General features: G+C 72.2%; 16 protein-coding genes and 1 tRNA gene. 6 read left to right on the forward strand and 11 right to left on the reverse strand.

All coding sequences use genetic code 11. From position 1 onward, the window contains the following. Window positions 1-18 precede the first annotated feature (18 nt). The 5 genes from GTY67_RS04725 to GTY67_RS04745 form a co-directional block, all read right to left on the reverse strand. Window positions 19-3,066, reverse strand: coding sequence for an NPCBM/NEW2 domain-containing protein (locus GTY67_RS04725; RefSeq protein WP_161277873.1), 3,048 nt, complete (start codon window positions 3,064-3,066; stop codon window positions 19-21). A 125-nt stretch (window positions 3,067-3,191) separates the two neighbouring features. Next, the gene (mshC, locus tag GTY67_RS04730) at window positions 3,192-4,421 is read right to left on the reverse strand and encodes a cysteine--1-D-myo-inosityl 2-amino-2-deoxy-alpha-D-glucopyranoside ligase (protein WP_093691576.1); all 1,230 of its coding nucleotides are present in this window, start codon (window positions 4,419-4,421) and stop codon (window positions 3,192-3,194) included. A gap of 130 nt (window positions 4,422-4,551) precedes the next feature. Further along, window positions 4,552-5,391 carry an SCO1664 family protein gene (locus GTY67_RS04735; RefSeq protein ID WP_161277874.1) on the reverse strand — a complete coding sequence of 280 codons (840 nt, stop codon included), beginning with the start codon at window positions 5,389-5,391 and terminating at the stop codon, window positions 4,552-4,554. Then, on the reverse strand, window positions 5,355-5,945 hold the full coding sequence (locus GTY67_RS04740; RefSeq protein WP_018515374.1) for a DUF3090 domain-containing protein: 591 nt from the start codon (window positions 5,943-5,945) through the stop codon (window positions 5,355-5,357). The genes GTY67_RS04735 and GTY67_RS04740 overlap by 37 nt, the downstream gene beginning before the upstream one ends. A 73-nt stretch (window positions 5,946-6,018) precedes the next feature. After that, window positions 6,019-6,741, reverse strand: a complete 723-nt coding sequence (locus GTY67_RS04745) for a histidine phosphatase family protein (RefSeq protein WP_093691572.1) — start codon at window positions 6,739-6,741, stop codon at window positions 6,019-6,021. A 125-nt stretch (window positions 6,742-6,866) separates the two neighbouring features. On the opposite strand from GTY67_RS04745, the gene corA reads away from it, so the two are divergent. Then, a complete protein-coding gene (gene corA / locus GTY67_RS04750; RefSeq protein WP_093691570.1) occupies window positions 6,867-7,853 on the forward strand; it encodes a magnesium/cobalt transporter CorA in 987 nt (328 codons plus the stop codon). A gap of 61 nt (window positions 7,854-7,914) precedes the next feature. On the opposite strand, the gene GTY67_RS04755 is transcribed toward corA, so the two are convergent. Then, complete coding sequence (locus tag GTY67_RS04755; RefSeq protein ID WP_093691568.1) at window positions 7,915-8,703, reverse strand: hypothetical protein; 789 nt, start codon at window positions 8,701-8,703, stop codon at window positions 7,915-7,917. A 234-nt stretch (window positions 8,704-8,937) separates the two neighbouring features. Then, window positions 8,938-9,987 (reverse strand): LLM class F420-dependent oxidoreductase, encoded by a 1,050-nt coding sequence (locus GTY67_RS04760; protein ID WP_161277875.1) that lies wholly within the window; start codon window positions 9,985-9,987, stop codon window positions 8,938-8,940. A gap of 138 nt (window positions 9,988-10,125) precedes the next feature. Between GTY67_RS04760 and GTY67_RS04765 the strand changes: the two genes are divergently transcribed. Both GTY67_RS04765 and GTY67_RS04770 read left to right on the forward strand, forming a co-directional pair. Further along, the gene (locus GTY67_RS04765) at window positions 10,126-11,109 is read left to right on the forward strand and encodes an aldo/keto reductase (protein ID WP_093691564.1); all 984 of its coding nucleotides are present in this window, start codon (window positions 10,126-10,128) and stop codon (window positions 11,107-11,109) included. After that, the gene (locus GTY67_RS04770; RefSeq protein ID WP_161277876.1) at window positions 11,106-13,436 is read left to right on the forward strand and encodes a helix-hairpin-helix domain-containing protein; all 2,331 of its coding nucleotides are present in this window, start codon (window positions 11,106-11,108) and stop codon (window positions 13,434-13,436) included. The genes GTY67_RS04765 and GTY67_RS04770 overlap by 4 nt, the downstream gene beginning before the upstream one ends. Window positions 13,437-13,487: 51 nt before the next feature. Here GTY67_RS04770 and GTY67_RS04775 read toward each other — a convergent pair whose 3' ends face one another. Beyond that, on the reverse strand, window positions 13,488-14,150 hold the full coding sequence (locus tag GTY67_RS04775; RefSeq protein WP_093685920.1) for a hypothetical protein: 663 nt from the start codon (window positions 14,148-14,150) through the stop codon (window positions 13,488-13,490). Between the two features lie 47 nt (window positions 14,151-14,197). Here GTY67_RS04775 and GTY67_RS04780 point away from each other — a divergent pair, with 47 nt between their 5' ends. Then, complete coding sequence (locus tag GTY67_RS04780) at window positions 14,198-14,386, forward strand: DUF5703 family protein (protein WP_003970138.1); 189 nt, start codon at window positions 14,198-14,200, stop codon at window positions 14,384-14,386. A 97-nt stretch (window positions 14,387-14,483) separates the two neighbouring features. Here GTY67_RS04780 and GTY67_RS04785 read toward each other — a convergent pair whose 3' ends face one another. From GTY67_RS04785 to GTY67_RS04795, 3 genes are all read right to left on the reverse strand, one after another. After that, on the reverse strand, window positions 14,484-15,281 hold the full coding sequence (locus tag GTY67_RS04785; RefSeq protein ID WP_093685919.1) for a chaplin: 798 nt from the start codon (window positions 15,279-15,281) through the stop codon (window positions 14,484-14,486). A gap of 138 nt (window positions 15,282-15,419) precedes the next feature. Beyond that, window positions 15,420-15,653 (reverse strand): chaplin ChpH, encoded by a 234-nt coding sequence (gene chpH, locus GTY67_RS04790; RefSeq protein ID WP_015607544.1) that lies wholly within the window; start codon window positions 15,651-15,653, stop codon window positions 15,420-15,422. Between the two features lie 165 nt (window positions 15,654-15,818). After that, the gene (locus GTY67_RS04795) at window positions 15,819-17,153 is read right to left on the reverse strand and encodes a M20/M25/M40 family metallo-hydrolase (RefSeq protein WP_093685918.1); all 1,335 of its coding nucleotides are present in this window, start codon (window positions 17,151-17,153) and stop codon (window positions 15,819-15,821) included. A 184-nt stretch (window positions 17,154-17,337) separates the two neighbouring features. Here GTY67_RS04795 and GTY67_RS04800 point away from each other — a divergent pair. Both GTY67_RS04800 and GTY67_RS04805 read left to right on the forward strand, forming a co-directional pair. Beyond that, a tRNA-Leu gene (locus tag GTY67_RS04800) sits at window positions 17,338-17,425 on the forward strand. Between the two features lie 62 nt (window positions 17,426-17,487). Beyond that, the gene (locus GTY67_RS04805) at window positions 17,488-18,426 is read left to right on the forward strand and encodes an RluA family pseudouridine synthase (protein WP_161277877.1); all 939 of its coding nucleotides are present in this window, start codon (window positions 17,488-17,490) and stop codon (window positions 18,424-18,426) included. Window positions 18,427-18,431 lie beyond the last annotated feature (5 nt).

The raw sequence follows: 18,431 nt of genomic DNA on the forward strand, positions 1-18,431 counted from the left end.
CCTCCGGCGTTCCGGGGCTCAGGCGCAGTGGAACTTCGCCGCCGCCCAGTCGCCGTGGTCCCCCGTCTTGGACCCGTTGGTGTCGGTGACCTTCAGACGCACCTGCCGTACGCCGTCGAGTTTCACGTCCACCGGGACGGTCGCCGAGGCTCCGGTCAGCTTCGGTGAGGTCCACAGCACCTTGCCGTCACCCTCTATGGAGAACGCGACCTCTCCATAGCCGTCGATCTCGTCGTCGATGCCCACGTCGGCGGTGAAGGCCGTGCAGCGGCCGCCGAGGTGGATCGCGATGTCGGAGTCGGCGTGGGTGCCGATGCCCTTCTCGTACGTGGTGCCCGCCAGCGTCAGCGTCCGCCCGTCGCTCGCGCCCGACTCCCCGTTGGAGCGGTCGCGTTCGGCGGGCCCGTAGCCGTTGGTCTCGGAGAGCCAGACCAGGTCGCTCGCCCAGGCCTGGCCGGTGGGCGGCGGTGGCAGTACGGAGAGCGCGAGCCGCTGTTCGCTGGTGCGGGCGTCCCCGGCGGCCCGGTAGCGGGTGAGGGCGGTGAGCCGGGTCTCCCGTACCTCCGCCTCCTCCGCCGGGGTGGCTTCCACCGCGACCCGGCGGGTGGTGCCCGCCGGTATCCGGCCGGGGATCTTGGCCGTGGCGCTCTTCCAGCCCGCGGGCACCTGGAGGGTGACCGTGGCGTCCGTGAGGTCGGCGGTGCCCGCGGTGATGTCCACCTGGACCTGGCCGGGCGTTCCCGCACCGGCCTCCTGGCCCGTCGGAGCGGACAGCACAGCTGACGCGGAAGCCTTCTTGCCGCCGACCGCGCTGGTGCCGCTCAGCTTCACGGTGAACTTCTTGTCCGTGCGCAGGGGTGCGGTCTTGATGTGCACCACACCGCCACGGTCGTCCCGGTCGTACCACCAGCCCTGCCGCGCGGCCTTGTAGGCGGCCTCGGAGGTCAGCCGGGGCAGGGCCCGGTCCAGCTGCACCGCGCGCGGCTCGGAGCCGGTGTGCACGGTGAACTCGTACGGTCGCTTCGTCTGCTTGCCGGTGAAGCTCCCCCGGCTCTCGTTGACGGTGACGGAGACATCGCCCGGCCCGCGCACGGGGGCGCGGACGTCGGCGCGCTGGGTGGCGTACTTGCCGTCGCGGTGCTGGCGGGTGACGCCGTCGTCCTCGTACAGGGTGAAGGAGCTGCTGCCCTGCGGGTAGACGTCCCAGGCCAGCGGGGAGGAGGCGGTGCGGTCGCGGTACGAGCGGATGCCTGGCCACATCGGGATGGCCGCGCCCGCCTTCACGAAGAGCGGCAGGGTGTCGAGGGGGGCGCTGTAGGAGCCGATGGTGGTGGGGCCCTCGTAGGTGCGGCCGCTCCAGTAGTCGATCCAGGTGCCCTTGGGGAGATAGATGTCCCGGCGCTCCGTGGTGTCCTGGTAGACGGGTGCCACGAGGAAGTGCTCGCCGGAGAGGAACTCGTACTTCGCGGCCTCCGTCGCCGCCTTCGGGTCGTCCGGGTATTCGAGGATCAGCGGTCGGACCATACCGACACCGGACTTGGTCGCCTCGTGGGCGTAGCTGTACTGGTACGGCAGCAGCGACTCCTTGAGCTTCAGGTAGTCGCGGTTGATGGAGGTGTACGGCTCCCCGTGGCGGAAGGGCTGCTTGTCCATGGGGGCCCAGCCGTCCATGGTCATGGTCGTACCGAGGAACATCTTCCACTGGAGGTCACGCGTGTACGTCTTGGCGCTGCCGCCGAAGATGCCGTCGATGTCACCGGTGGTGTAGGCGAGTCCGGACATCGTGGCGCCCGCGTAGGTGGGGATCTGCCAGCGGATGTACTCCCAGGTGCCGGACTGGTCGCCGGACCACTGGACTCCGCAGCGCTGGGCGCCCGCCCAGCTCTCGGGGGCCCAGGTGAAGCCCCGGGCGTCGCTGTTGTCCTCGATGCCCTTATAGGCGTCCTTGCAGCCGTCGAGGGCGAACTTGTAGCCCTCGCCGACCCAGGCGACGTCCAGCTTGGCGACGCGCTGACCCGCCTTCACCTGGGCGGCGAGGTTCTCGATGCCGTCCTCGGTCCACAGGCCGAGCTCCATCTTGCGGTCCTTCAGGCCCTGGGCGGTCTCCTCCAGGTCCTCGTAGCCGCACCCGTAGCCGTCGTTGACGAGCATCCAGCCGTTCGGCATGTCGTGTTCGACGTACCCGTCGGCGACCTTCAGCGCGTCCAGGGTGCGGCGCTCGCCCCGGTTGGCGTTGTGGAGGTAGCAGTCGGCGTCACCCACCTCCATGCCGTAGACGGGCGGCAGGAAGGGCTTCCCGGTGAGGTCGGTGTACCGGCCGATGACGTCCTTGGCGCCGTCCCCGGCGAAGTAGTAGGCGTCGAAGCGCTGTTCCTTCGCACTGGTCGTCACCGGGTCGGTGAACGCGTAGGTGTTGGGGGCGTAGGTGTTGCGGAAGACGCCGTAGCCGGCCGACGAGAGGTAGAAGGGTACGGAGTTGGGGTGGCCGCCGTCGTTCCAGTTGTAGTCGACGGCGACCTGGACGGTCTTGTCGCGGTGGGAGGTGTTGCCGCGGCCGTTCTGCATCCCGGCGCCGTAGAACTGCTCCCCGGCACCCCGGGCGAGCGTCTGGACGGTGGTGTCGCCGGTCCAGCTCAGCCCCTTCGCCTCCGACCAGATACGGCTGCCGTCGGCCCGGTGGAGGGCGAAGCGCAGCGGCTTCTTGTAGGCCCGCAGGGTTACCTCGTCGGTCGACAGCTCGTAGCGGTCGCCGCGGTCCTTCCAGCGGGTGCGGGGCGCCTTGCCCTGCGGCAGGACGATGTCGTCGCCGGTGGGGTCGGTGAAGGTGCCGTCGGGGGCGAGTTCGATGCGGAAGGTCTCCTCGGAGACGAAGCTGACGCGGGCCTCGGCCGGACCGGCGCTCAGCCGGTACACGGCCCCCTGGGCACGGAACCCGGTCACGTCGCCGACCGTGGTGGCCTCCGGCGCTGCCTGATCGGCGCGGGCGTTGCCGGGCCCGGCCAGGGCGGCGAACAGCCCGAGCGCCACGGCAACTGCCGCCGCTCTGATGCGCGTTGTTGATTGCATAGGAAGCTTTTAGCGCAACTTCGAGCATGTGACTACGGACAAAAGGGGACCGGCCCCGAACTTCGTAGAGAAGTCCGAGGCCGGTCCGGGTGATCGGATCGGGCGGCGGCGGGCCGCCCTCCGTGCTACAGCGCGACCCCCAGCAGGGCGTCGACGGTACGGGAGACGAGGCCGGGCGCCCCCTCGTCCGTACCGCCCTCCGCGCTCTGGAGCTCGGCCCAGCGGTCCACGGCGGCGAGCGCCGAGGGCGTGTCCAGGTCGTCCGCGAGGGCTTCGCGGACCTCCTCGACCAGGGCGTCGGCCGACCGCCCGTCAGGGCGCGAGACCGCAGCGCGCCAGCGGGCGAGGCGCTCCACGGCGTCGGCGAGGACCTGGTCGGTCCACTCCCAGTCGGCGCGGTAGTGGTGGGAGAGCAGCGCGAGGCGGATGGCCGCCGGGTCGACGCCCTCGCGGCGCAGGGTGGAGACGAAGACGAGGTTGCCCTTGGACTTGGACATCTTCTCGCCGTCGAGACCGACCATGCCGGCGTGGACGTACGCCTTGGCGAACGGGTGCTCGCCGGTCAGCGCCTGGGCGTGCGAGGCGCCCATCTCGTGGTGCGGGAAGGCGAGGTCGGAACCGCCGCCCTGGATGTCGAAGCCCATCCCGAGGTGGTCCAGGGCGATCGCGACGCACTCGATGTGCCAGCCCGGGCGGCCCTCGCCCAGGGAGGCCCCGTCCCAGCTCGGCTCGCCCGGGCGGGCGGCCATCCAGAGCATCGGGTCGAGGGGGTTCTTCTTGCCGGGGCGCTCGGGGTCGCCGCCGCGCTCGGCGGAGAGCAGGCGCATCGCCGCCGCGTCGAGGCCGGAGACCTCGCCGAAGTGCGGGTCGGCGTCGACGGAGAAGTAGACGTCGCCTTCGAGGTCGTAGGCGGCGCCCGCCTCCCGCAGCCGTTCGACGAGGGGAACGATGCCCGGTATGGCCTCGACCGCTCCGATGTAGTGCTGCGGGGGCAGCATCCGCAGGGCGGTCATGTCCTCGCGGAAGAGTGCCGTCTCGCGCTCCGCGAGCTCGGTCCAGTCCTGACCGTCGCGCACGGCCCGCTCCAGGAGCGGATCGTCCACGTCGGTCACGTTCTGGACGTAGTGAACCTGCCGCTTGGTGTCGAGCCACACGCGCTGAACGAGGTCGAACGCGTTGTAGGTCGCCGCATGACCCATGTGGGTCGCGTCGTACGGCGTGATGCCGCAGACGTAGATGCGGGCGACGGGACCGGGGTCAAGGGTGATCCGTCCGCCGGTCGCGGTGTCGTGGATCCGAAGGTCGCGGCCCTTGCCAGGCAGGGCGGGGACCTCAGAAGCGGGCCAGGCATGCATGTCATGAGCGTAACCGGACGATGCTTCCGGATACGAACCGGATCCGGATTCCTGTCCGAAGAGGCACTCTTGCGGTAAACCTTCGAAAGGCTGTACGGCCAGGGCGTTCACCGAGGCTTGCCGGGGTCCGCTACACCGGTGGCCACGGGATCGGCGGCCACTGGCCGCTCGGCTTCGGGTGCACCCCGCTGTCCCGCAGCCCCGCCACCCGCGCCCGGAGGGCCTCCAGCTCGGCCCCCGTGATGAGTTGGGCCATCCGGGTGGCCAGGGGCTCGCCCGCCGCCAGCTCCCCGGCGAGCAGCGCGAGCACCCGCAGCGCCTCCTCGGTGAGCGGCTCGCCGGCCCAGCCCCACAGGAGGGTGCGCAGCTTGTCGTCCGCGTTGAAGGTGACCCCGTGGTCGATGCCGTACAGCAGCCCGCCGGGGGCCGGCAGCAGATGGCCGCCCTTGCGGTCACCGTTGTTGATCACCGCGTCCAGCACCGCGAGCCGCCGCAGCCGGGGGTCGTCCGCGTGCACCAGCAGCGCGGTCCTCCCCTCCCCCACATCGGCGAAGCCCACGGCCTTCCAGCCATCGCCCGGCTCGTCGCCCTCGACGAGGGCCAGCAGCTCGGGCGGCTCCTCACCGGGTCCGGGCCCGTCGATCCAGAGCTGGCACATGCCCTCGCCGTACGGCCCGTCCCGCAGCACGGTGGGCGGCACCAGGCCCCACCCGGTCGCCCGGGAGATCTCGTACGCGGCCACCTCCCGCTGCGCGAGCGTCCCGTCCGGGAAGTCCCACAGCGGCTGCTCGCCCGCGACCGGCTTGTAGGCGCAGGTGACCTCCTCGCCCTCGTACGCCACCGCGCAGTGCAGCACCGCGTTGGAGGCCCCGCCGACCTGCCCGAGCACGGTGAGCGTGCCCTCGGTGAGCAGGGTGAGCAGCTCGGTCTCCGTCAGGCTCCGCGACGGTATCCGTTCTGGCGCGGGCATACGTGTCCTTCCGGATCGAGCGGCAGGCTGCACAGCGGGCACGGCGGGCGGCCGGCGTTGACGACGTCCAGGGCGCGCTTGGCGAACGCGCGGGCCTGGGCACCGCTGAGCCGGACGCGGAGCATCGGCGGGCCGTTCTCCTCGTCCTGGAGGAGCTTCTCCTCGGCCTCCGCGAGGTCGTCCTCGGAGTCCGCGTCGAGTTCGACGAGGGCCTGCGCCTCGACGATCATGCGCTGCTCGTCGCCGTCCCAGGCCAGGGCCATGGTGCCGACCCGGAACTCCTCCTCGACAGGGACGTCCAGGGGGGCGGTGTCGGTGACGTCGGTGGGAGCGACGGCGGGCACCGGCGAGTTGCCCCCGGTGCGCCGGACGACCTCGTCCAGCAGTTCGTCGATCCGCTCGGCCAGGGCGGCTACCTGGGTCTTCTCCAGGGCGACGCTGGTGACCCGCCCCTTGGAGGAGGCCTGGAGGAAAAACGTACGGCGGCCAGGCAACCCGACCGTACCGGCCACGAATCGGTCCGGTGGGTCGTAGAGGAACACCTGACGGGACACGTCCTGTCTCCCTTGAGAATCGTTGGGGGTGGATAGCGGCGCTACGGCGCGTCCACCCTACTGCCCGCGGAGATCACGGCGCGCCCCCGCCGCCCCCGACCGCCGCGTCCGACGTGGCGTCACCCGCACCGGACGGCGCGGCGTCCGCCCCGACGGACTGTTCGCGCGGCGCCAGCGGGGTGAGATCGCCCGTGTCGCCGACCCGCAGGAGGAAGGGGCGCAGCCGGGTGTAGCGGATCGCGGTGACCGAGCAGGGGTCCACGTGGATGCGCTGGAAGAGGTCCAGATGCATGCCGAGGGCGTCGGCGACGAGGGACTTGATGATGTCGCCGTGCGAGCACATGACGTACGTGGCGTCCTCGCCGTGCTCCGCCTCGACGCGGTCGTTCCAGTCGCGTACGGCGTCGACGGCGCGGGCCTGCATGGCGCGCATCGACTCGCCGCCGGGGAAGGCCGCGGCGGAGGGGTGCTGCTGGACGACGGACATCAGCGGTTCGTCGGAGAGCTCGGCGAGCTTGCGGCCCGACCAGTCGCCGTAGTCGCACTCGCTGATCCGCTCCTCGGGGTGCACGGGCAGCCCGGGCCGGGCGTCGATGAGCGGCTGGAGCGTCTGGCGGCAGCGCTCCAGGGGGCTGGTGACGGCGGCGACGAGGGCGAGCGCGGAGAGCCGCGCCGGCAGGGCGGCGGCCTGCTCGGTGCCGCGCTCGTCGAGGAGGACCCCGGGGGTGCGGCCAGCGAGCACTCCGGCGGTGTTGGCGGTGGAGCGTCCGTGGCGTACGAGGATCAGCGTGGGCATACCCGTCAGCCTAGATGTCTCACGGGCGCGGGTGCGAGGACGGCCGTCACGGGGCAGGAGGGTGCGGTGACCTGACCCCCGCCCACCTTGTACGTTGTGGTCCTTAACCTCCCAAGGATGCCTAAATGATCGTGGACTGTGCCATCTACCAGGACGGCCGCCGGACCGATGGGCCCGACGACTTCTCCGCCGCCCTCGACCAGGCGCGGAAGTCCGACGACGCCTTCCTCTGGATCGGCCTGCACGAGCCGACCGAGCGGGAATTCGACCTGGTGCGCCACGAGTTCGGGCTGCACCCGCTCGCGATCGAGGACGCGCTGCGCGCGCATCAGCGCCCCAAGCTGGAGGTGTACGACGACTCCCTGTTCGCGGTGCTGAAGCCCGTCGTCTACGAGTCGAAGAGCGACACGGTGAGCGCCGACGAACTGATGATCTTCATCGGGGACTCGTTCGTGGTGACGGTCCGGCACGGTGACAGCGCCCCGCTGGCGGATGTGCGCAGCCGCCTGGAGGCGGACCCGCAGATACTGGCGCACGGGCCGACCGCCGTGCTCTACGCGATCAGCGACGCGGTGGTGGACCACTACATCGACGTGGCCGGTGAGCTCCAGGTGGACCTGGAGGAGCTGGAGACCGAGGTCTTCGCCCCGAGCGGGACCGGCGACTCCTCGAACACGGCGGCGAGCATCTACACGTTCAAGCGGCAGGTCCTGGAGTTCCGCCGGGCCACCGGCCCGCTGACGGCGCCGATGACCCGGCTCGCGGGGGCCGGGGTGCCGTTCGTCCACCAGGAGGCGCAGCCGTTCTTCCGTGACGTGGCCGACCATCTGACTCGGGTCAACGAGCAGGTGGAGGGGTTGGACCGGCTGCTGTCGGACATCCTCTCGGCCCATCTCGCGCAGATGGGGGTGCGGCAGAACGACGACATGCGCAAGATCTCGGCGTGGGCGGCGATGGCCGCCGTCCCGACGATGGTGGCGGGCATCTACGGCATGAACTTCGACCACATGCCGGAGCTGCACTGGGCGTGGACCTATCCGGCGGTCATCCTGTTCATGACCGTGGCGGTGGTCGGCCTCCACCGCCAGTTCAAGCGGCGCGGATGGCTGTGAGGCTCGCGCGCGAGCAGTGAGATGACACGCGTGCTCATGGGGCACGCGTGCGCGTAAAGGGTCACGCGTACTCAGGTTCCGGTACGGCCCGGCCACCGAGCGCGTCGCGCCGCTCGGGCATCTCCAGGCTCACCATGCGCCGCCAGCCGACCAAGCGCTCGTACGCGTACACCGCGTGGATTCCGGCGGCGAGCGCGGCGGCCTTGGGGCGCGGCCAGCCCAGCAGCCGGCCCATGTGGTCCATGACCGCGAGGCTGACGTCGCGGTAGACCCTGATCTCCGCCAGGGCGCACTCGCGCATGATCCGCTGGATGGTGCGGCCGTGGCCCTCCCGGGCGAGCCGCAGCAGCTCCTCGTGGCAGTAGGCGAGGTGGTTGTCCTCGTCGTCGGAGATCATCCGCACCGCACGGCCGATGTCGGGGTGGTCGGAGAAGTACCGCCGCAGCAGCCGCATCTGCTCCGAGGCGCGTTGCTCGGTGATCCTGCTGTGGGCCAGATAGGTGATGATGTCGCGCTCGGTGAGGCGTTCCTCGCCGCGCAGCCGGGAGTGGGCGAGGCCGATGCCCTGCTGCTCCAGGAGCATCGTGTAGTCGGTCTCCGGCGGGACGTCGGCCGGTCGCAGCCCGCGCTTCTTCAGGAGGGCGTTGAAGATCCGGCCGTGCTTGTCCTCGTCGGCGCCGTGCCGCACGATCCTCGGGGCCAGGGAGCGGCGGCTCTCGGGGACCAGCGCGGCGATCCGGGCGTTCTCCCAGCCGCCCTGGGACTCCCCGCTGGCGGCGATGGAGCAGAAGAGCCGGTAGGCCTCGTCGTCGTCCAGGATCTCCTGGAAAAGGCTGCGGGCTGAGAGCATGACGGCCACCTCCGTACCGGTCCCCGTCTGGCGAACGCCGCCGGGCAGTAGTGCGCGGAGCAGCAGTCAAATGCGCCGGGGGTCAGTCGGCAACCGGAGCAACGGCGGTGCGGGCACGGGGCCGGCCGCGCGGCCCGGCGTAACCACAGGGCGTACGGCGCGTTGTTCCCGGTGACGGCCGTGGCGGGGAAGACCCCCGAGCCCCCACCACGGCCGTAGTGCTGCCCGCAGGCGTTACGCGAGTCCGGAGCGCTCCAGGGCGTCCGTACCGGCGCGCAGAGCGGTGAGCCGCTCCTCCAGGGTGAAGCCGGCGGGGGCGAGGTTGAGCGTGGTGACCCCGGCGGCGGCGTACGCCTGCATCCGCTCGGCGATCCTCTCGACGGGGCCGAGCAGCGTGGTCTGGTCGATCAGCTGGTGCGGTACGGCGGCGGCCGCCCCGGCCTTGTCCCCGTCCAGGTACTTGTCCTGGATCTCGGCGGCCTCCTTCTCGTACCCCATGCGCTGCGCGAGCTGGTTGTAGAAGTTCTGCTTCCGGCTGCCCATGCCGCCGACGTACAGGGCGGTGTACGGGCGGAACATGTCGGCGAGGCCCTTGACGTCGTCGCCGATGGCGAGCGGCAGCGTCGGGGAGACGTCGAAGCCCTCCATGGTCTTCCCGGCCTTCTCCCGGCCCGCGCGCAGATAGGTGAGCGCGGTCTCCTCCAAGTGGTCGGCGGAGGGGAAGATCAGGAGGGCGCCGTCGGCGATCTCGCCCGTCTGCTCCAGGTTCTTGGGGCCGATCGCGGCGATGTAGAGCGGGATGTGCTCGCGCTCCGGGTGGACGGTCAGCTTGATCGGCTTGCCGGGGCCGCCGGGCAGCGGCAGCGTCCAGTGCTGCCCCTCGTAGGAGAGCCGCTCGCGGGTCATCGCCTTGCGGACGATCTCCACGTACTCGCGGGTGCGGGCCAGCGGCTTGTCGAACTTGACGCCGTACCAGCCCTCGGAGACCTGCGGGCCCGAGACGCCGAGGCCGAGCCGGAAGCGGCCGCCGGAGAGCGAGTCGAGGGTGGCGGCGGTCATCGCGGTCATGGCGGGCTGGCGGGCCGGGATCTGCATGATCGCGGAGCCGACGTCGATGGATTCGGTCTGGGCCGCGACCCAGGTCAGCACGGTCGGTGCGTCCGAGCCGTAGGCCTCGGCGGCCCAGCAGACGTCGTAGCCGAGCCGGTCGGCCTCCTGGGCGACGGCGAGGTTGTCGCCGTCCATGCCCGCGCCCCAGTAACCGAGATTGATGCCGAGCCGCATAGCCGCTCCCCTTACTGATCAGTAACGTCCCTTCCTGGGGACTCTAGCGCGGGTGGCGGCGATCCGGCAGGCCCGCGCGACCTCCCGTTGTCCACAGGCCTGCACCCCGTGGGGCCTTGGCCAGTAATCTCAGCGCCCATGGAGCAGAGGCATCTCGGCCGCACCGGCCTACGCGTGTCCCGGATCGGGCTCGGCACCCTCACCTGGGGCCGGGACACCGACGAGCACGACGCCGCCGACCAGCTCAAGGCCTTCTGGGACGCGGGCGGCACCCTGGTGGACACCGCCGATGTGTACGGGGGCGGGGAGGCGGAATACCTGCTCGGGCGGCTCGTCGGCAGCCTGGTGCCGCGCGAGGATCTGGTCGTCGCCACAAAGGCGGGGAACGTCCCCGACCCCTACCGCCGTTTCAACGGCTCGCGCGGGCACCTGCTGGCCGCCCTGGACGCCTCGCTGGAGCGGCTCGGCACGGACTACGTGGACCTGTGGCAGATCCACGCCTTCGACCCGGAGACCCCGTTGGAGGAGACGCTCCAGGCGGTCGACCTGGCCGTCTCCTCCGGCCGGGTCCGCTACGCGGGCGTGTCGAACTTCTGCGGCTGGCAGCTGGCCAAGGCCGCCACCTGGCAGCTCGCCGCGCCCGGGGTGCGCACGAGGCTGGCCAGTACGCAGATGGAGTATTCGCTGCTCCAGCGGGGCATCGAGAGGGAGGTGCTGCCCGCCGCGCTGGACCTCGGGATCGGGCTGCTGCCCTCCTCGCCGCTGGGCCGTGGCGTGCTGACCGGCAAATACCGCCAGGGCACCCCGTCGGACTCCCGGGGCGCCTCCGAGCGGCTCGCCCCGTTCGTGGAGCCGTATCTGGACGACGCGGCGGCCCGGATCACCGACGCCGTGGCGACGGCGGCCGACGGGCTCGCGACGAGCCCCCTCCAGGTGGCGCTGGCCTGGGTGCGGGACCGCCCCGGGGTGGTGGCCCCGATCGTCGGTGCGCGCAACGCCGGGCAGCTCGCGGAGGCTTTGTCAGTGGAGGCGCTTAGTCTTCCCTACGAGATCTGCCAGGCGCTCGACGATGTGTCGGCGCCCGTGCACCGCTATCCCGACCAGGACTGGAGCACGCTGTGACTGCGCTTCCCGGGGAGACCCCCGGCACCGTCGGCACGGACACGCCGGAGGGCGCCGAGCCCCCGGCGGTCACCGACGCCGAAGGCCCCGCGCACACCGAAGCGCCCGACGCCGAGCCTCAGGGGGCCGAGGCGTCCGCCGACGCCACCGGGACCGCTGAGGCCGAGGAGCCGGTGGACTCCGAGCAGCCCGCAGCGGACAGCTCCGACGCGGAGGCCTCTGCGGAGGACCCGCCGGCCGGTGCCGCACCCTCCGGTGACGCGTCCACCGGCCAGGAGGCCGACGCTCCGGTCGCCGCCGCACTCTCCGAGGCGCAGGCCGAGCTGGCCGCCCAGCGTGAGCTGCGCGAGAAGATCGCGAAGCGCAAGGCCGAGAAGGAGGGCCCCGTCGCCGCCGGTACGAAGCTGAGCGGCACCGCCGCCGACCTGCTCGCGGCGGTCCGGGCCGTGGAGAGCGGTGAGAAGGCGGGCACGGAGTTCTTCGACTCCCCCGCCGCCGCCCCCGCGCCCCGCCGCCCCGCACCGGCCCCCGCCGGACAGCCCCAGCGCCCCGCTCCGGCCCCCACCGCTCCCGCCGCCGACCGGGCCGCCCCGCCCGAGGCCGTGGACGCGGTGCGGGCGGTCCTCACCGAGGGCGGCGCCCCCGAGGCCCTGGCCCGCCCCGCCACCGCGACCCTGGGCGAGCAGGCCGCCGAACTGCTCCGCGCCGACCCCTGGCAGCTGCTGGCCGTGCCGGGCGTCCGGCCCGAGCAGGCGGACGGCTTCGCCCGGGCCCTGCTGGGCTCCGCGTGCGGCCCGGACGACGGGCGCCGCACCGCGGCCCTGGTCGGCTGGCTGCTGGAGCGCGCCGCCCTCCAGGGCCACACGGCGCTGGACGCCGAGGCGGTCCGGGCGGCGCTCGCCGAGCGTGCGGTGAGCGACCCGGAGGAGGCCGTGCGCAACGCGGTGGAGGAGGGTGTCGCCCTGGTCTTCCAGGAGGGCGCGGAGGCCGGGTTCGACGATGAGCCCGAGGCCCCGGCGGAGGGCGAGGAGCCCGAGACCCCGGAGCCGGTCCAGGTGCTGCTGGGCCTGGACCGTTACGCACTGGCCGAGGAGAGCCTCGCCGACGGCCTGGCCCGCCTCATGAACGCCTGCGAGAAGGGCGCCGACTGGGCGGAGGCGGCTGCCGCCGCGCCCTCCCCCTCGGCCGCCGAGCTGATCCGTACGACGGCCACCGCCGGGCTCGTCGCACACAGCGGCGGCGAGGCGGCCCGGGCCGAGCCCGCCGCCCTGATCGCGGCGGCGCGGGGCCTGGGGCTGCGGGCCCTGGGCGCCACCCACAGCGAGGACGGCCGCCGACGGCTGGCGGACGCGGTCGGCTCTCCGGACGCGGCGGTCACCCTGGCCGGGCTGCTCTCCGGCACCGAGGGCCCCGGCCGCGACGAGGACGGGGCGCTCGCCCTGGACCTGCTGGTGGTGCTGGACGCCCCGCAGCTGGACGTGGAGGGCGCGGCCGTCCTGGTCGAGGCCCTGGCGGACGGCGTACGGCTGGTGCTGAGCGGTGACCCCGGTGTGCTGGGCTCGGCGGGCGCCGGGCGGGTCTTCGCCGATGTGCTGGCCGCACGGGCGTGCCCGCAGGTCGTCTCCCGTACGCCGGATCCCGGCCCGATCGGCGAGCTGGTCTCCGGGATCGGTATCGGCGAGCTGACCCAGGTGGAGGCCCCCGGCAAGGAGGTCGTGATCGTCCCGGTCCGCGATGCGGGTGAGGCGGTCCACCGCACGGTGCAGCTGGTCGCGGACTCGGTGCCCCGGGCCTTCTCCATCCCCGCCACGGAGACCCAGGTCATCACGGTGGGCCATGGCGGGGCGGCCGGGACCCGGGTGCTGAACGAGGCCCTGAAGCAGCGGCTCAACCCGGGGCCCGGCCGGTTCGGCGGGTTCGACCCGGGCGACCGGGTGATCCATGTCCCCGCGCCCGGCCGTGCGGTGCCCGGGGTGGTGCGCTCGGCCGACGCCGAGGGGCTGCACCTGGAGTGCGGCGGCGTCCCCGTCGTCGTACCGCAGGAGCGGGTGGAGTCGGCGGTGCGGCACGGCTGGGCGCTCAGTGCCCACCAGGCGGCCGGGATGCGCTGGCCCGCCGCGGTGGTGGTGCTGCCGGGCGACGCGGCGGCGGGGCTGAGCCGGCCGTGGGTGTACACCGCGTTCGGCCGGGGCGAGCGGCATCTGTCCGTGGTGCACGGGGTGGACCAGGCGCTCCCGCACGCGGTGGCGCAGATCCCGGCCCAGGAGCGGACGACCCGGCTGCGCCCGCTGCTCGAGGCGCTCCCGACGCCCGACGCGGCTTCCTGAGCGACGCATGACAGCGGGCCCCGGCGGGATACGCCGGGGCCCGCTGTCATGTCACGCGCGGCCGGCCGCCGGCTCGTCGAGTTCCTCGTCCAGCTCCTCCTCGTCGAAGACGGCGCTGACGTCGAAGCGGCACACCACCAGCTCGGGATCGGCGTCCTCGAACGGGGCGCCGAGCCACTCCCCCGGCTCGGGCAGCGCCTCGGCGGCGGAGACCCAGAGGGTGGAGTCGCCCTCCTCCAGGCCGAACTCCTTGTGCCGGGAGGCGATCTCGTCCGGTTCGTACTCCCCGAAGAGCATGCCGAGCGCGGCATGGACACTGGTGCCGACCACCGGGGTGGTGATCCCGTCCACACCGGGTCCGGCGTCGATGTCGGCGAGGCGCTGGGCCTGGGCGAGCAGGCGCGGGGGCTCCGCGACCGCGTAGTCGCGCCGGATCAGCACACTCAGCGCGCTGGGCTCGGCGGGTCCGGCGTAGGGCGGCAGGGAGTCGTCCGCGCCGGGGATCTCGAAGGGGGTGACCTCGTCGTAGCGGTCGTAGAGGAGCTCGTCGTAGACCTCGGCCGCAGCGGCCAGTGAGTTGAACGCTTCGTAGACGGCGGGGTCGTCGTCCCCGGTACGGCGTTCGACCGCCTCGAGGTGACGGTCGATCGCGGCTTTGACCGCCTCGGCGGCGGCACGTACCTCGGCAGCGGTGGGCTGCGCAGCATCAGACATAGTGCAGACGCTATCCGTACCGGGGCTCTGCCCGCACAATAGATGCGATGCCGGAATACGAATTTGTCGACGTGTATGTGCCGCGCGGGGTCTCCCGCAAGGAAGCGGCCCGACTGCTGACCGACCACGCCGAGTACGGACACTGGGAGCTGGACCGCCTGACGCTGCGCCGTGACGGCAGCCGGAGGGTGCGGCTGCGCCGACGGATCATCCGTCAGCTACGCGCCACCTGGTGACAGGGTTACGCGCCACCTCACCACAGGGAACGGGCCCCGCTGATGCGGGGCCCGTCCGTGGTGCGTCCTGCTGTGCTGCCCGGTGTGCGCGCCTGGATCAGGCGGCGCTGCGGGAGCGGCGGTAGAGCACCGATCCCATCCCGGCGAGCAGCAGTCCGGCGCTGGCCGGGATGAGCATCTCCATGCCCCCCGCGCCGGTCTGTGCGAGCTGCTCCTCCGGCTCGAGCTGGGGCCCGGGGACGTTCGGCTCGGGCGGCTGGTTGGCCGGCGGCTCGACCGGCGTCTCCGGCGTCTCGGGCGTGACCGGGGGCTTCTCCGGCTCCTCCGGCGGCGGGGGCGGCGGCTCGGCGTCGTTGGAGCAGCTGTTGCCGAAGGTCGGGTTCAGCAGCCCGATCACGGAGACGCTGTTGCCGCAGACGTTCACGGGGACGCTGATGGGCGCCTGGACCGCGTTGCCGGAGAGGATGCCGGGCGAGCCCTGGGCGACCCCCTCCGCACCCGCGCCGCCGGCCCGGTGGCGGCCCGTGCCGGGCTCGCCGTGCCGGTCCGTCGCGGTGGTGTTCCCCGCCTGCGCGCCGTTGCCGGCCTGGGCCCCGTCGGCGGAGCCGCCGCCGATACGGTTCTGCGGTCCGGAGTCCTGGCGCGACTGCGCCGACCCGTTCTCGCAGTCGTTTCCGAAGGTGGGGTTGATGAGACCGCCGACGGTGACCGAGTTGCCGCAGACGTTGACCGGGATGTCGATCGGGACCGAGACCGAGTTGCCGGACAGCACGCCCGGCGAGCCCGTGGCCGCCGAGGCCGCCCCGGCGTCGGCGTGGGCGTAGCCGCCACTGAGAGCGAGGACCCCGCCCGCCGCCGCCATGGTGATCAGGCCTTTACGAGTGACCTGTCGCATAGGTTCGTTTCCTGCCTTCTGCCTTCCGAAAAACCCCCGGACATGACCGTGCGGGAGCCGAATGCCGAACGGTCCCGGAGTGCATGGCACGCACTCCGGGACCGGCCGAGCTCAAACCCTTACGGGTTACGACCAGCGTCAGGCGTTGACGCAGGTGTTGCCGAAGGCGGGGTTCAGCAGCCCGATCACGGAGACCGTGTTGCCGCACAGGTTGATCGGCACGTGGACCGGGACCTGGACGACGTTGCCGGAGAGCACGCCGGGGCTGCCGATGGCCGCACCCTGGGCGCCCGCGTCGGCGGAAGCCATGCCCGCACCCGCGAGAACGAGGCCACCGGTGGCAGCCGCAACTGCGACGACCTTCTTGATCATGATTCCTCCTAGTTGGAAAGTGCGGTCCCAGCCGCGGACCGCAAACCTTGTAACGAGGAGGGCGGGGCGGGGCTACGCGTAAACACCGCGTTTCACCCTTTCGGTCACGTACGCACAGGCAGTCGAATTGCGTACGGGACCGGTCGGCGGTTCGTGCGGGCCCGGTCAGCAGTTGTCGATGAACCGGTCGAGCACCCGCACGCCGAACTGGAGGCCGTCGACCGGGACGCGCTCGTCGACGCCGTGGAACATCCCGGCGAAGTCCAGCTCCGGCGGCAGCTTCAGCGGGGCGAAGCCGAAGCCGCGGATGCCCAGGTCGTCGAAGGACTTGGCGTCGGTGCCGGCCGAGAGCATGTACGGCACCGCCCGGGCGATCGGGTCCTCGGCGACCAGCGCGGTCTGCATGGCATCGACCAGGGCGCCGTCGAACGTGGTCTCCAGCGCCTTGTCGGCGTGCACGTCCTCGCGCTTCACGTTGGGGCCCAGGATCCGGTCCAGGTCGGCGAGGAACTCCTCCTCGTACCCCGGCAGGTACCGGCCGTCGACGTGGGCGGTGGCCTGGCCCGGGATCACGTTGACCTTGTAGCCCGCGCCGAGCTGGGTGGGGTTGGCGGTGTTCTGGAGGGAGGCACCGATCAGCTTGGAGATGCCGCCCAGCTTGGCGAGCGTCTCGTCCATGTTCTCCGGGTCCAGCTCGGTGCCGAGCGCGTCCGAGAGCTCGTCCAGGAAGTGCCGCAGCGTCTTGGTGACCCGCACCGGGAACTTGTGCCGCCCGAGCCGCCCGACCGCCTCGGACAGCTCCGTGATGGCGTTGTCCTTGTGGATCATCGAACCGTGCCCGGCGGTGCCGTCCACGGTGAGCTTCATCCAGTGCATGCCCTTCTGGGCCGTCTCCACCAGGTAGAGGCGCAGGTTCTCGTTGACGGTGAACGAGAATCCGCCGACCTCGCTGATCGCCTCGTTGACGCCCTCGAAGAGCCCCGGGTGGTTGTCGACGAGGTAGCGGGCCCCGTACGTACCGCCCGCCTCCTCGTCCGCGACGAAGGCCAGCACGATGTCGCGCGGGGGCTTGCGGCCGGTGCGCATCCGCTCGCGTACGACCGCGAGGGTCATCGCGTCCATGTCCTTCATGTCGACCGCGCCCCGGCCCCAGACGCAGCCGTCGGCGATCTCCCCGGAGAACGGGTCATGGGTCCAGTCCGCCGCGTTGGCCGGGACGACATCGGTGTGCCCGTGAATGAGCAGCGCGGGCCGGGAGGGGTCCTCGCCCTCGATCCGGGCGACGGTGGAAGCGCGGCCCTTGTGCGACTCGAAGATCTGCGGCTCCAGACCGACCTCGGCGAGCTTCTCCGCCACGTACTCGGCGGCGAGCCGCTCACCGGGGCCGGAGTGGTCGCCGTAGTTGCTGGTGTCGATCCGGATCAGGTCACGACAGAGGTCCACGACCTCCCTCTCGGCGTTGCCGCCGCTGACGGTGCTGCCCGTGCTGCTCTCGCTCACGCTGCTTCCTTCCGCTGTCGCTGTGGTGCTCCCCTTCATCCTCCCGCGCCCACGGCCCACACCCAAGGCCGTGCACCCCCCGTCACGCACCGTTCACAGCCATCGGGGCGTGATCGAGCACCCCCGAATGTTTGCTATGGTTTTCCACGTCGGAACGGGCAAGGGCCCGCGAGACAGACACCTTGTCCGGGTGGCGGAATGGCAGACGCGCTAGCTTGAGGTGCTAGTGCCCTTTATCGGGCGTGGGGGTTCAAGTCCCCCCTCGGACACCAGCAGGAGCCCCACTTCGGTGGGGCTCTTTTGCGTCACCGGGTTCGGCGGAAAAGGGGCGACGATGAGGGGCCGTAGGAAGGTGTCCGCCGCTCCCCTCCCCCAGCGGGACGGGATCGATGCCGTGCGGGTGCGGCTGCCGGAAGATCCCGATGGGCTCTGGGCGAGCGTCGGGGAGCATCTGGTCGCGCGGTTCGGCGGGGCGGTCGGGGCTGGGAGGGTCGCGGCGATGATCGGCGCGGGGCGGTTCGTGGGGGCCGACGGGAGAGCTGTACGGGGCGACGAGCCGTACACCGCCGGGCGGAGCCTCTGGTTCCACCGGGACTTCGCGGCCGAGGAGCCGGTGCCCTTCCCGATCGGGATCGTCCACCGGGACGCGCATCTCGTGGTCGCCGACAAGCCGCACTTCCTCGCGACCACGCCCCGGGGGCGGCACATCACCCAGACCGCGGTGGCCCGGCTGCGGCGGGAGCTGGGGGTGCCCGCGCTCCAGCCCGCGCACCGGCTGGACCGGCTGACGGCGGGGCTCGTGCTGTTCGTGGTGCGGCCGGAGGAGCGGGGCGCGTACCAGACGCTGTTCCGGGACCGGCTGGTGCGCAAGGAGTACGAGGCGGTGGCCCCGTACGACCCGGAGCTGGCCCTCCCCCGGACCGTACGCAGCCGGATCGTGAAGGAGCGCGGGGTGCTCGCCGCCCGGGAGGAGCCGGGTGAGGCGAACAGTGAGAGTCACGTGGAGCTGCTGGAGCGGCGGGGCGGGCTGGGGCGCTACCGGCTGGTGCCCGCCACCGGGCGGACGCATCAGCTGCGGGTCCATATGAACGCGCTGGGGGTGCCGATCGTCCACGATCCGCTGTATCCGGTGGTGGAGCCGGAGGGGGCCGGGGAGGACTTCTCACGGCCGCTCCAGCTGCTGGCGCGGCGGCTGGAGTTCACCGATCCGGTCAGCGGGGAGCCGCGCCGCTTCGAGAGCGGGCTGCGGCTCTCCGCCTGGCCGGAGGGATGACGTAG

Source organism: Streptomyces sp. SID8374, from assembly GCF_009865135.1.
Taxonomy (GTDB): Bacteria; Actinomycetota; Actinomycetes; order Streptomycetales; family Streptomycetaceae; genus Streptomyces.

Bases quoted from the DNA above. Each gene is read 5' to 3' on its own strand.
- GTY67_RS04725 (WP_161277873.1), bottom strand. From the start codon at position 3,066: ATGCAATCAACAACGCGCATCAGAGCGGCGGCAGTTGCCGTGGCGCTC.
- mshC (WP_093691576.1), bottom strand. From the start codon at position 4,421: ATGCATGCCTGGCCCGCTTCTGAGGTCCCCGCCCTGCCTGGCAAGGGC.
- GTY67_RS04735 (WP_161277874.1), bottom strand. From the start codon at position 5,391: ATGCCCGCGCCAGAACGGATACCGTCGCGGAGCCTGACGGAGACCGAG.
- GTY67_RS04745 (WP_093691572.1), bottom strand. From the start codon at position 6,741: ATGCCCACGCTGATCCTCGTACGCCACGGACGCTCCACCGCCAACACC.
- corA (WP_093691570.1), top strand. From the start codon at position 6,867: ATGATCGTGGACTGTGCCATCTACCAGGACGGCCGCCGGACCGATGGG.
- GTY67_RS04755 (WP_093691568.1), bottom strand. From the start codon at position 8,703: ATGCTCTCAGCCCGCAGCCTTTTCCAGGAGATCCTGGACGACGACGAG.
- GTY67_RS04760 (WP_161277875.1), bottom strand. From the start codon at position 9,987: ATGCGGCTCGGCATCAATCTCGGTTACTGGGGCGCGGGCATGGACGGC.
- GTY67_RS04765 (WP_093691564.1), top strand. From the start codon at position 10,126: ATGGAGCAGAGGCATCTCGGCCGCACCGGCCTACGCGTGTCCCGGATC.
- GTY67_RS04775 (WP_093685920.1), bottom strand. From the start codon at position 14,150: ATGTCTGATGCTGCGCAGCCCACCGCTGCCGAGGTACGTGCCGCCGCC.
- GTY67_RS04780 (WP_003970138.1), top strand. From the start codon at position 14,198: ATGCCGGAATACGAATTTGTCGACGTGTATGTGCCGCGCGGGGTCTCC.
- GTY67_RS04785 (WP_093685919.1), bottom strand. From the start codon at position 15,281: ATGCGACAGGTCACTCGTAAAGGCCTGATCACCATGGCGGCGGCGGGC.
- chpH (WP_015607544.1), bottom strand. From the start codon at position 15,653: ATGATCAAGAAGGTCGTCGCAGTTGCGGCTGCCACCGGTGGCCTCGTT.
- GTY67_RS04805 (WP_161277877.1), top strand. From the start codon at position 17,488: ATGAGGGGCCGTAGGAAGGTGTCCGCCGCTCCCCTCCCCCAGCGGGAC.